General features: G+C 68.6%; 13 protein-coding genes. 12 read left to right on the forward strand and 1 reads right to left on the reverse strand.

The genetic code is table 11. The features are described 5' to 3' along the window. Window positions 1-71: 71 nt before the first annotated feature. From AC1RLW_RS10975 to AC1RLW_RS11030, 12 genes are read left to right on the forward strand one after another with little or no spacing between them, the layout of a single operon-like run. Window positions 72-986 (forward strand): NAD(P)-dependent oxidoreductase, encoded by a 915-nt coding sequence (locus AC1RLW_RS10975; RefSeq protein ID WP_493193031.1) that lies wholly within the window; start codon window positions 72-74, stop codon window positions 984-986. Continuing rightward, window positions 983-2,143, forward strand: coding sequence for an ABC transporter substrate-binding protein (locus AC1RLW_RS10980; protein ID WP_493193032.1), 1,161 nt, complete (start codon window positions 983-985; stop codon window positions 2,141-2,143). Before AC1RLW_RS10975 ends, AC1RLW_RS10980 begins: the two co-directional genes overlap by 4 nt. An 11-nt stretch (window positions 2,144-2,154) precedes the next feature. Continuing rightward, window positions 2,155-3,042: a branched-chain amino acid ABC transporter permease gene (locus tag AC1RLW_RS10985; protein ID WP_493193033.1), complete on the forward strand. Its 888-nt coding sequence runs from the start codon at window positions 2,155-2,157 to the stop codon at window positions 3,040-3,042. A 4-nt stretch (window positions 3,043-3,046) separates the two neighbouring features. After that, entirely contained in the window at window positions 3,047-4,000 is a 954-nt protein-coding gene (locus AC1RLW_RS10990; protein WP_493193034.1) for a branched-chain amino acid ABC transporter permease, read from the forward strand. Beyond that, window positions 3,997-4,806, forward strand: a complete 810-nt coding sequence (locus tag AC1RLW_RS10995) for an ABC transporter ATP-binding protein (RefSeq protein ID WP_493193035.1) — start codon at window positions 3,997-3,999, stop codon at window positions 4,804-4,806. Before AC1RLW_RS10990 ends, AC1RLW_RS10995 begins: the two co-directional genes overlap by 4 nt. Window positions 4,807-4,808: 2 nt before the next feature. Beyond that, window positions 4,809-5,528 (forward strand): ABC transporter ATP-binding protein, encoded by a 720-nt coding sequence (locus tag AC1RLW_RS11000; protein ID WP_447742556.1) that lies wholly within the window; start codon window positions 4,809-4,811, stop codon window positions 5,526-5,528. Continuing rightward, window positions 5,521-5,907, forward strand: a complete 387-nt coding sequence (locus AC1RLW_RS11005; protein ID WP_493193036.1) for a nuclear transport factor 2 family protein — start codon at window positions 5,521-5,523, stop codon at window positions 5,905-5,907. The genes AC1RLW_RS11000 and AC1RLW_RS11005 overlap by 8 nt, the downstream gene beginning before the upstream one ends. 11 nt (window positions 5,908-5,918) lie before the next feature. Beyond that, window positions 5,919-6,641 (forward strand): NIPSNAP family protein, encoded by a 723-nt coding sequence (locus AC1RLW_RS11010; protein WP_493193037.1) that lies wholly within the window; start codon window positions 5,919-5,921, stop codon window positions 6,639-6,641. Continuing rightward, window positions 6,638-7,231, forward strand: coding sequence for a malonic semialdehyde reductase (locus AC1RLW_RS11015; RefSeq protein WP_493193038.1), 594 nt, complete (start codon window positions 6,638-6,640; stop codon window positions 7,229-7,231). The genes AC1RLW_RS11010 and AC1RLW_RS11015 overlap by 4 nt, the downstream gene beginning before the upstream one ends. A gap of 31 nt (window positions 7,232-7,262) precedes the next feature. Further along, on the forward strand, window positions 7,263-7,817 hold the full coding sequence (locus tag AC1RLW_RS11020; RefSeq protein ID WP_493193039.1) for an antibiotic biosynthesis monooxygenase: 555 nt from the start codon (window positions 7,263-7,265) through the stop codon (window positions 7,815-7,817). A 49-nt stretch (window positions 7,818-7,866) separates the two neighbouring features. Beyond that, on the forward strand, window positions 7,867-9,624 hold the full coding sequence (locus AC1RLW_RS11025) for an FAD-dependent monooxygenase (RefSeq protein ID WP_493193040.1): 1,758 nt from the start codon (window positions 7,867-7,869) through the stop codon (window positions 9,622-9,624). Between the two features lie 25 nt (window positions 9,625-9,649). Beyond that, on the forward strand, window positions 9,650-10,588 hold the full coding sequence (locus tag AC1RLW_RS11030) for a VOC family protein (RefSeq protein ID WP_493193041.1): 939 nt from the start codon (window positions 9,650-9,652) through the stop codon (window positions 10,586-10,588). 416 nt (window positions 10,589-11,004) lie between these two features. On the opposite strand, the gene AC1RLW_RS11035 is transcribed toward AC1RLW_RS11030, so the two are convergent. Beyond that, the coding region (locus tag AC1RLW_RS11035) for a hypothetical protein (protein WP_493193079.1) at window positions 11,005-11,240 on the reverse strand (236 nt) is incomplete at its 5' end.

Here is an 11,240-nt window from a genome sequence, read left to right on the forward strand (position 1 = left end):
GCGGCGTCCCCGCGCCGGGAGCCCGCGCGCTCCCTTCCCTGTTTGCTTTCCTTTCCCCCAAGGTGTCTACCGTGACCTCTTCAGAGATCGGCTGGATCGGCGTGGGCGCCATGGGCGCGCCCATGTGCCTGAACCTCCTGCGTGCCGGCCATCGCCTCACTGTCTGCGACCGGGACTCGGCGCGCGTCGCGTCGATGGTGGCGGCGGGCGCGACCGCGGCCAACTCACCGCGCGAGGTGGCCGCGCGCGCCGACGTGGTCTTCTCGACCATCTTCGACGACCAGGGCCTGCGCGACATCGTCGCGGGCTCCGACGGCCTGGCCGCAGGCGCCCGGCCACAGGCTGCCTACATCGACATGAGCACCGTGTCCCCCGCCGCCTCGGCCGACGTGGCACGGGTGCTCGCGGAACGCGGCGTGGACTACCTGCGCGCTCCCGTGTCCGGCACCGTGACACTGGCCAGCAGCGCCCGGCTCAGCACCTTTGTCTCGGGCCCGCCCGCAGCCTTCGAGCGCCTGCGCCCGCTGCTCGCCGTGCTGACAGCGCGGCAGCGCCATGTCGGCACCGGCGAAGAAGCCCGCGTCATCAAGCTGCTGATCAACCTCATGGTGTTCATGAGCACTTCCGTGCTCGGCGAGGCGATCGACTTCGGCGAGAGTGCCGGCCTGCCGCGCGACACGATCCTCGACGCAGTGAACGACAGCATCGTCGCCAGCGCGCACTACGCCGGCAAGGCCGAGAAGATCGCGCGCCGCGACTACGCCCCGGTCGGACCGATCTCGCTCGTCGTGAAGGACATGGACCTCGCCCTCGCCGTGGCGAACCACCACCAGGCCGCCCTGCCCATTGCCGCGCAGGTGCGGCAATCGCTCGCGCTCATGCAGGCGCAGGGCCTGGCCGGGCTCGACGTGGCCGCACTCGCCGACCTGCCCGCGCTGCTGCGTTCCCTCTCACCCATCCAAGACCGACAAGGAGACACCCCATGACACATCGCCCCCATTCCCCTCTTTCACGCCATCCGCTACGGGCCTCGCTGCTGGCCTTCGCGTTGGCGGCGTCGGCCTCGACCGGCTTCGCGCAGACCGCACCATCCGGCGAACCGATTCGCGTCGGCGCACTGCTCTCGACCACCGGCGGCCTCGCGGCTGTCGGGCTGCCCGAGCGCGAAGGCGTGCTGCTGGCGCAGAAGGTGGTCAACGCCCGCGGCGGCATCAACGGCCGGCCGCTCGAGATCGTGCTCGAGGACGACGGCTCCAGCCCCGATTCGGCCGTTGCCAAGGCCAACGCGCTGATCCACACACAGAAGGTGCGCGCCATCATCGGCCCGTCGGGCATCGCGCAGACCGTGGCCATCGGCGGCCTCACGCAAGCACAGAAGCTGCCGCTCGTGGCGTTCAGCGGCATCGGCCCGGCGGTCGAGCGCGAGCGCAACTGCGTGTTCCACATGACGCCTTCGCAGGAACTCAACGCGCGCGCCGTGTTGTCGTATGCCCGCGATACGGGTGCCAAGCAGGTGGGCGTGCTGCACGACTCCGGCTACGGCCAGGTGATCTGGAACGCTATGAAGGACCTGGGCCGCGAGTACGGCGTCACCTTCGTGCAGGTCGAGAAATTCGAGATCGCCGCCACCGACGTCACCACGCAGGCCGCGAAGCTGCGTGCCGCCAACCCCGACGCGATCATCGTCGTGTCCACCTCGGCCACGCCGTTCCGCAACGTCCGGCAGGTCCGCATCAGCGCGCCGATCATTGCCGTGCATGGCACCGCGAGCTACGAGCTCGTCAAGGCCATGGGCGATGCCGCCGACAACGTGATCCATTCCGAGTTCCTGGTGGCCGAAGACCCACTGCCCGCACAGAAGGAATTCGTCGACGCCTACAAGAAGGAGTACGGCAAGCTGCCCAAGCACTTCTCGGCCGCGGGCTGGGACGCAGTGATGGCACTGGCTGAATCCATCAAGGCCAACGGCGCCGACACCAGCAACGAGAAGCTGTGCGCGGCCATGCGCCGTCCCTACGCCGGAGTGACCACACGCTACGACTTCGCCGCGCCCGACATGGGCGGCATGACGCTGGCCGGCTTCACGTACTCGAAGCTGGTCAAGGGCCAGTTCACCCGGCTCGACTACAAGGCCGCCAAGTAGGCAGCAACGTCATGACCAGCAGTCTCGTCATCCAGGCGGTCCTTTCGGGGATCGTCAACGGCTTCGTCTACGCCCTCGTCGGCATGGGCATGGCCGTCATCTTCAAGGGCACCCGCATCGTCAACGCGATGCAGGGCGAGTTCGCCGTCATCGGCGCACTGGTGGCCGTCTTCGCATTGCAGGGAACCGGCCTGCCCTACGCCGTCACGATCGTCGGCGGCATCGCCGCAGGCGCGGTCACGGGCGTCCTCGTCGACTGGCTGTTCGTGCGACCCATGACCCGCCGCGGCGCAGGCGAAGAAGGCTTTCTTCTGCTGACCATCGGGCTGGCCTTCACGCTGTCGGCCGCGGCGCTGTTCTTCGGTGGCCGCGACTCGCACCTGCTGCCCAGCTTCGGCGGCGAAGGCGTGGTCGAGATCTTCGGCGCCTTCCTCACCATCCACGCGCTCTGGCTCGTGGGCATCGCGGGTGCGGTGGTGATCGCGCTGCGGCTGTTCTACACGCGCACGCTGATCGGCCTGTCGATGAGCGCCGCGTCACTCGACCCGGACGGCGCCACCACCACCGGCATCAACGTGGCGCGGATGCGCGCGCTGACCTTCGTGCTCGGCGGCGCGCTCGGCGCCGTGGCCGGCCTGCTGGTGACGCCACTGATCGCGGTGAACTACCAGATGGGCATCGGCCTGACGCTCAAGGGTTTTGCGGCCGCCATCCTGGGCGGCCTGAGCAACCCGCTGGGCGCCGTGGTCGGCGGCCTGGCGCTGGGTTTGCTGGAGTCGCTAGCGGTGCTGAGCTTTCCGTCGGGCTACAAGGACGCGATCGCGCTCTCGCTGCTAGTCGCCATCATGATCCTGATGCCCAACGGCCTGCTCGGCCGCGCAGGCCGCAAGGGAGGTTGAAGCCATGACTGCATCCCTCCCGCTTCGCCATCGCCGCCTCGCCATCGCACTGCTCGCGCTGGCCTGGGCCTTGCTGCCCCAGTTGCTGTCACGTCATCACGTCGACATGCTCAACTTTGCCGCCATCCTCGCCATCGGCGGGCTCGGCGTGGGCTTGCTGCTCGGGCAGTGCGGCATCGTCAACCTTGCGCAGGCCGCGTTCTACGGCATCGGTGCGTACGCCTCCGCCTACAGCACCGTCACGCTGGGCTGGCCCGTTCTCGCGGGCATCGGCGTTGGCCTGCTGATCAGCGGCACGCTGGCCGCAGCAGTCGGGGCCCCCGTGTTGCGGCTGCACGGCTTCTTCCTGGCCCTGGCCACACTGGCCATCGGCAGCATTGCCAGCGTGCTGTTCCTCGAATGGGACGGCCTCACGGGCGGCACGCTCGGCATCGGCGGCATTCCGAAGCTCTCGCTGTTCGGCTTCGTGCTCGACACGCCCTCGCGCTACTACTACTTCGTGGGACCGCTGCTGGGCCTGCTGTTGCTGCTGGCGCGCAACCTGGTGGCCGGTCGGCCTGGGCTGGCGATGCGCGCCATGCGCGACGCCGCCGCGGCGGCCGAGGTGATGGCGGTCGACATGCATCGCCTGAAGACCGTGATCTTCGTCCTCTGCGCCTTGCTGGGCTCGCTCGCGGGGTCGCTGTTCGCCCACTACGTCTCGTTTGTGAGTGTGCAGAGCTTCACCGTCGAGCGCTCCATCGTCTTCCTGCTGGTGCCGGTGATCGCCGGCGCGCACTCGGTGTGGGGCGTGATCGTGGGCGCGCTGTTCGTCGCGCTAGTGCCCGAGCTGCTGAGCGGCCTGGGTGACTTCCACCAGGTGCTGTTCGGCCTGTCGCTGGTGCTGGTGGTGACGCTGCTGCCGGGCGGGCTGACCAGCCTGTGGGCGCGAGCCACCGCGCCAAGGGGAAACGTATGAACACACTCACCCTCGACCGTCATCCGGCCGCACCGGCCGCCGCCGCCAGCACCGCGCCCCTGCTGGGTCTGCGCGGCGTGGCCCACAGCTTCGGCGGACTGCAGGTGCTGCGCGACGTCAACCTGCAGGTGCCGGCGGGCCGCATCACAGGCCTCATCGGACCCAACGGCAGCGGCAAGACCACCTGCTTCAACATCGTGTCGGGCTTCTTGCGCCCGCGCGCGGGACAGGTGGTATTCGACGGCCGCGACATCGCCGCGCACAGCGTGCAGCAACGCAGCCGCGCGGGGCTGGTGCGCACCTTCCAGACGCCGCAGGTCTTCGAGCAGATGACGGTGCTGGAGAACCTGATGGTGGGCTGCTACAAGGCCACGCGCACCGGCGTCTTGCAGGCCATGCTGAACACGCCGGCCGCGCGTGCCGAACGCGACGCGATGCGTGCGTCGGCCGAGACCACGTGCCGCCGCTTCGGGCTGGAGGCCCTGCGCGATGCCCGTGCCGGCAGCCTGCCGGCCGGCCAGCGCCGCGTGCTCGAACTCGCGCGCGCCTGCATCGGCGCACCGCGACTGCTGTTGCTCGACGAACCGTCGTCGGGGCTGAACAGCGAAGAGATCGAGCTGCTGCGCGCATGGATCCTCACGCTCAACCGCGAGGGCCTGACCATCCTGCTGGTCTCGCACGACATGGGGCTGATGACCAGCTGCGACCAGGTCCACGTCCTCTACTTCGGCGAAATCATTTCGAGCGGAACCATGGCGGCGGTGCAGGCCGACCCGCGCGTGTGCGAAGCCTATCTGGGAGTCTGAAGATGCTGAAAGTACAAGGTTTGCGCGCCGGCTACGGCGGACCACCGGTCCTGCACGGTGTCGACATCGAGGTCGGTGCCGGCGAGGCGGTGGCCGTGGTCGGCGCCAACGGCGCAGGCAAGACGGCGCTGGTGCGCGCGATCTCGGGCCTGCTGAAGGCCGTGGACGGTCGCATCCTCAAGGATGGCACCGACATCACGGCGGTGCCGGGGCATCGCCGGTCGGAGCACGGCATCGCGGTGGTGCTGGAGAACCGCAACCTCTTCACCGAACTGTCGGTGATCGACAACCTGCGCCTGGCCGAGAGCGCCGGGCGGCGCGCGCGCCACGACAAGGCCCGTTTCTCGCTGGACGAAGTCTGCACGCTCTTTCCGCTGGTCGGCGAGCGCCGCCATGCGCCTGTCGGCGTGCTCTCAGGCGGCCAGCAGCAGATGGTGGCCATCGCGCGCGCCCTGCTGCTGCAGCCCGAGCTGTTGATCATGGACGAGCTGACCACGGGCCTTGCGCCCAAGATCGTCAAGGAGATCCTCGGCGTGCTCAACCAGCTGCGCGCGCGCGGCATGAGCATCCTGCTGGTCGAACAGAGCATCGCCATCGCGGCCGAGATGACCGAACGCGCCTACGTGCTCTCGGTCGGCCGCGTGATCCACGAGGTGCGCCGGGGCGAGTGGCCCGCCATGCTCGCCGACAAGACCCTCGTGAAAGCGTACCTCCATGGCTGAACAAGACCTGTCCGATGTGCTGCAGGCCGACGACGCGCGCTACCGCGCCATGCTGGCTGGCGACCTCACGGCGCTGGCACAACTGCTAACCCCAGGGCTGTCATACACGCACTCCTCGGCCCACCGCGAAGACAGGGAGGCGTACTTGGCCTCTCTGGCGAGCGGGCGCGTGCGCTACCTCGACGCACTGCGCGATGAAGCTCATGTGCAGGTCCACGGAGACACCGCTGTGATCGAGGGGCATGTGCTGCTGCACGCCATGGTCGACGGCTCGCGCCGCCGCCTCGACAACCGCTTCCTCAGCGTGTGGCTGCGCGAGGCCGGCCACTGGCGCATGCTGGCCTGGGCCTCCACCCCCATTCCCTTGAAGGCCGCATGAGCGGAACGGCGATGCTGATCGAACGACGACGCTACACCCTCCAGCCCGGCGGCCTGCCCGCCTTCTGGCAGGCCCAGGAGGTTCGCGGCTACGACACCGTGCGGCCCATCCTGGACCGACTGATTGGTTACTTCTCGGCCTTGAGCGGTGCCGGCGACGAAGTGGTCCATCTCTACCGCTACGACAGCTTCGACGACTGGAAGCAGCGGCTGCACGGCCTGTACGGCGTCGCCGCGCTGGCGCCGTATTTCCAGAGCGTTCGCGCGCTGATGACTGCACAGGAGAACGCGTTCCTCGTCCCAGCGCCGGTGGCAGCCGCGAGCCCCCATTGGAGCGGCACGCGCGACTGGCTGCCTTCGCACGGGCCGCTGTTCGATTTGCGTGTAGGCGCCGACCTGCCACTCGTCGAAGAGAGCACGCGCGTGCTGCGCCCGGGCACCGTGCCGGCCTACTGGGCCGCATGGCGGGCCCACGCCCAACCCGCGCTCGAGGCCTCGGTAGGCACGCGGCTGGGCACCTTCATGAGCCTGGTCGGGCAGCAGCACGAGATCGTCACCTACCGCGTGCATGCACACGGCGACGCGTGGCAGGCGCATCACGCACGGCTCGCGGCGCACGAAGGCTGGCAGCGCTTCCTGGCCGCCCTCGCGCCGCTGTGCGCGAGCAGTCGCCGGCAACTGCTACGGCCGGCACCGATCCCGCAGCTTTCGCCGCTTTTCGGGGATGCGCCATGACGCTCGACGACGCCGGCTGCGACCTACTGTTTCGCGAGGCGCGCAGCCACAACGCGTGGCGCGACGAGCCCGTCGACGATGCGCAGCTGCGCGCGCTCTATGACCTCATGAAGTGGGGCCCGACGAGCGTGAACTGCTCGCCGGCGCGGCTGCTCTTCCTGCGCACGCGCGCGGCCCGCGAACGGCTGCTGCCGCTGCTCGCACCGGGCAACGTCGAGAAGACGCGCACCGCACCGGTCACCGTGATCATCGGTTACGACACGCACTTTCACACGCACCTGCCGACCCTGTTCCCGCACAACCCTGCCGTGCGGGAGAACTTCACCGGTGCCTCGCGCGCATCGCACGCCGAAACGACCGCGTTTCGCAACGGCACGCTGCAGGGCGCCTACTTCATCGTCGCCGCGCGGGCGCTCGGGCTCGATTGCGGTCCGATGTCCGGCTTCGATCACGCGGCGGTGGACGCCGCGTTCTTCGCGGGCACCGGCGTGCGCTCCAACTTCCTGTGCAACCTCGGCCACGGCGCGCACGAGGGCCTGTTCGGGCGCAGCCCACGCCTGGACTTCGACGCAGCCTGCACGCTGATGTGACCCACCATCGCCCCACCGACTGGAGCAACGAATGCACACACCGATCGACCTCGTGACCCTGATCATCCAGCACCAGATCCGCCCGAACACTCACGCGCAATACGAGGCCTGGCTCAAGGACATCGCGCGCGAGTCGCAGCGCTTCCCGGGGCACATGGGCGTTAACATCATCCGACCCCACGGCGCCGCCACCACCTACGCGATCGTGCTGCGCTTCGACTCGCACGAGCACCTCACTGCGTGGATCGACTCCGACACCCGCCGGGCATTGCTGGCGCGCGTCGAGCCGCTGTTCCTGCGTGCCGAAGAGGTCGAGATCGAGACCGGCCTGGAGTACTGGTTCACCCCGCCCGTCGCCAAGCCACTGCACGCCCGGCCGTACAAGCAGTTCCTCGTCACCCTGTCGGCGATCTTCCCGCTCACGCTCATCGTGCCCTGGACCCTGCATCCGCTGGCACGCTGGCTGCCGGTGCTGAGCTGGCCGCTGGTCGCCCGCTTCGCCGATGCAGCCGTGGTGGTGGCCTTGATGGTCTACGTGATCATGCCGCGCTACACGCGCCGCGTCGCCGGCTGGCTGTTCCGCTGAACCGCCGCCCGCCCCATTCATTGCATTGAAAAAAGAAGGAGACGCTTCCATGCGCAAGATCGAAGTCCCGGTGCTGATCGTCGGCGCCGGCCCCGCTGGCCTTTCGGCCACCTGCCACCTGGCCGCGCAAGGCATCGAAACCCTGACGCTCACCCGCTTTCCCGGCACCGCCAACTCGCCGCGCGCGCACATCACCAACCAGCGCACGATGGAGGTGTTTCGCGACCTCGGCATCGAGCAGCGCGTGATGCAGGCGGCCACGCCCCACCACCTGATGAGCAACAACGTGTGGGCTACCAGCTTCGCCGGCACCGAGATCGCGCGCCTGCAGACCTGGGGCTCCGGGCCCGAGCGGCGCGCCGACTACGAGCTGTCCAGCCCCTCGTCGATGTGCAACATCCCGCAGCACCTGATGGAGCCGATCCTGCTCGACGCGGCACGCGAGCGCGGCGCCGGTTTCCTGTTCAATACCGAGCTGGTGTCGATGCGCCAGGACGCGCACGCCGTGCATGCCGTGTGCCGTGACCGCCTCAGCGACGAGCACTTCGAAGTGGTGTCGCGCTACGCAGTCGGCTGCGACGGCGACAACAGCGTGGTCTGCCAGCAGATCGGCTTCGAGACCGAGGGCCAGATGGGCCTGGGCGCGGCAGTCAACTGCTGGCTCGAGGTGGACCTTGCCAAATACACGACGCACCGCCCCGGCGTGCTGTACTGGATGACGCAGCCGGGCAACGACTACTGGGTAGGCAGCGGCACCTACATCTGCGTGCGGCCCTGGAACGAATGGGTGCTGCTGTTCATGTACGACCCCGCGGCCGGCGAGCCCGACCTCAGCGAAACGGCCGTGATGGCGCGCGCCCGTGCGACCATCGGCGATCCGGACATTCCGATCCGCGTCAAGGCCGTGTCGAAGTGGACCATCAACCAGGTCGTGGCAAGCCAGATGAACAAGGGGCGCGTGCTGATTGCCGGGAATGCGGCGCACCGGCATCCTCCGGCCAACGGCCTGGGCACCAACACCTGCGTGCAGGACGGCTTCAACCTCGGCTGGAAGCTCGCGATGGTGCTGCGCGGCCAGGCCGGCCCCGGGTTGCTCGACAGCTACACGCACGAACGGCTGCCGGTGGGACGGCAGGTAGTGGAACGGGCCATGAAGTCAGTACGCAACATGCGGCCGATTTCCGAGGCGCTGGGCTTCGAGCCCGGGCAGGACGAGGCGGCCGGCTGGGCCAACGTGGACGACCTGTTCGCCGACACGCCGCACGGCCGTGAGCGCCGCCAGGCCCTGCGCGACGCCGTCGAGCTGCAGAACTACCAGTTCAACTGCCACGGCGTCGAGATGGGACAGGTCTACGCCTCGTCGGCGGTGGTGCCCGACGGCGCCACACGCCCCACGCCCGAGCGCGACCCGGAGCTTTACCACCACGCGAGCACCTTCCCGGGCGCCAGCCTGCCGCACGCCTGGCTGCAGCGCGGGCAAGAGCCGTTGTCCACGCTCGACCTCGTCGGGCACGGGCGCTTCACGCTGCTGACCGGCGTGGGCGGCGACGCCTGGCGCACCGTGGCAGCGCAAGTGGCCGCGACGCTCGGCGTGCCGATCGATGTTGCGTCGATCGGCGGCCCGCGCTGCGACGCGCAGGACGTGTACGGACGCTGGGCCGCGCTGGCAGACATCTCGGAATCAGGCTGCCTGCTGGTGCGCCCCGACCGGCACATCGCCTGGCGCCAGCAGAACGACAGCGGTGCCCGGCCGGCATTGCTCGAAGCCACGCTGCGCGGCATCCTCGATCGCCCGCTGTCCCGTTGAGAAGCCTCGCACCAAGGAGCCTGTCATGTCACGCAACCTGCCCGGTGAATCCCGCTACGGCGTTCATTCGATCGATCACTTCGCGCTGGAAGTTCCGGCACTCGCCACGGCCGAGGCGTTCTTCAGCCTCTTCGGTCTCGACGTGTCGCCAGAGGCCGGCCGCCTCGCCCTGCGCACCGTCGGCGATCCCCGGCCGTGGAGCTACATCCACACCGGGCCCACCAAGCGCCTGGCCTACTTGAGCTTCAATTGCTTCGGCGGAGAGTACGAGGGCCTCGTGGCCCAGATCCAGGCGGCGCAAGGCGTGACACCGGCCGCGAACATGGCCTATGTCTCGCCCGAAGGTTTCTGGTTCCATGACCCGGATGGCAACCTTATGCAATTGCGCGTCGGGCCCAAGCGCACGCTCTCGGCGCCGCAACCGCTCGTGACCCCGGAACATCGCCCCGGCGAACGCGGCGCCGTGCCGCGCAGCCAGGCGCGCAAGGTGCACCCGACGCGGCTGTCCCACGTACTGTTGTTCACGCCCGACGTGCAACGCGCAGTCACCTTCTGCCACGAGGCGCTGGGACTGCGGCTGTCGGACCGCTCGGGCGATCTCGTCGCATTCAACCACGCAAGGCACGGCAGCGACCACCACCTTGTGGCGTATGCCAAGAGCAGCGCACGCGGCTGGCACCACAGCTCGTGGGATGTGCCAGGCATCAACGAGGTGGGCCAGGGCGCCGAGCAGATGCGCCAGGGCGGCCATCACGCGGGCTGGGGCACCGCCCGCCACGTGCTCGGCTCCAATTACTTCCACTACGTGCGCGACCCGTGGGGTTCCTTCGCCGAGTACTCCGCCGACATCGATTTCGTGCCCGCCGGATCGACCTGGCCCGCCGGCGACTTTCCGCCGGAAGACTCGCTGCATGCGTGGGGACCAGAAGTGCCGGAAGATTTCATTCGCAACAGCGAGGCCTGATGCGCCCGCACCGCCGGCGCTTCGCAACCGCGCTCAGCGGTCCAGCACCACACGCGGCCAGCGCCCTGCGTCCACCCGCCCCTGCACGACGGGGTCAATCAGCGGCGCGGAGAACTTTCACTCGCTGAGTGCCAGCTATGCAGCGATAGCGGACGTAGCGCAAGGGGCCTTCGGATGACCGCATTTAAGGTCAAGTGCCCAAGATCTTGCGTGGCCTTGTTGAGGGGGTGCGGGCGAAAACTTGGACTACCAGGAGGTAGTTCATGTATTCATACGAGGATCGGATTCGAGCCGTTGAGCTCTACATCAAGCTTGGCAAACGCGTCAGACCCACCATCCGTCAGCTGGGTTATCCAACTTCGGCGGCAATCAACAATCAGCACCTTCGACGTTTGCGCCATCCACAACGACGCCGTTCACCCGCTGAGCATCCGCGTCGCGCCCTTGACCAGGGCGTTGTGCAACTCCTGCGTCACGCGCGACGCAGTCAGTACCACCAGCGGCACCATGATCCGCTCCCGCAGCGGCCTGGGCTGTACGCCCGCGTAGCGATGCAACGCAAAGGGCGCAGGCAAGCAGGTGCAGCCACGGCCGGCGCCGATCTGGGCGAAGACATGCAACGGATCGGGTGCTGGCGCCTCGGCCTTCGGCC

The organism is Variovorax sp. GW822-FHT04A09 (genome assembly GCF_058801005.1).

What these genes read in the sequence shown, in the direction of transcription:
- AC1RLW_RS10980 (WP_493193032.1), top strand. Translation starts at nt 983, where the DNA reads ATGACACATCGCCCCCATTCCCCTCTTTCACGCCATCCGCTACGGGCC.
- AC1RLW_RS10985 (WP_493193033.1), top strand. Translation starts at nt 2,155, where the DNA reads ATGACCAGCAGTCTCGTCATCCAGGCGGTCCTTTCGGGGATCGTCAAC.
- AC1RLW_RS10990 (WP_493193034.1), top strand. Translation starts at nt 3,047, where the DNA reads ATGACTGCATCCCTCCCGCTTCGCCATCGCCGCCTCGCCATCGCACTG.
- AC1RLW_RS10995 (WP_493193035.1), top strand. Translation starts at nt 3,997, where the DNA reads ATGAACACACTCACCCTCGACCGTCATCCGGCCGCACCGGCCGCCGCC.
- AC1RLW_RS11000 (WP_447742556.1), top strand. Translation starts at nt 4,809, where the DNA reads ATGCTGAAAGTACAAGGTTTGCGCGCCGGCTACGGCGGACCACCGGTC.
- AC1RLW_RS11005 (WP_493193036.1), top strand. Translation starts at nt 5,521, where the DNA reads ATGGCTGAACAAGACCTGTCCGATGTGCTGCAGGCCGACGACGCGCGC.
- AC1RLW_RS11010 (WP_493193037.1), top strand. Translation starts at nt 5,919, where the DNA reads ATGCTGATCGAACGACGACGCTACACCCTCCAGCCCGGCGGCCTGCCC.
- AC1RLW_RS11015 (WP_493193038.1), top strand. Translation starts at nt 6,638, where the DNA reads ATGACGCTCGACGACGCCGGCTGCGACCTACTGTTTCGCGAGGCGCGC.
- AC1RLW_RS11020 (WP_493193039.1), top strand. Translation starts at nt 7,263, where the DNA reads ATGCACACACCGATCGACCTCGTGACCCTGATCATCCAGCACCAGATC.
- AC1RLW_RS11025 (WP_493193040.1), top strand. Translation starts at nt 7,867, where the DNA reads ATGCGCAAGATCGAAGTCCCGGTGCTGATCGTCGGCGCCGGCCCCGCT.
- AC1RLW_RS11030 (WP_493193041.1), top strand. Translation starts at nt 9,650, where the DNA reads ATGTCACGCAACCTGCCCGGTGAATCCCGCTACGGCGTTCATTCGATC.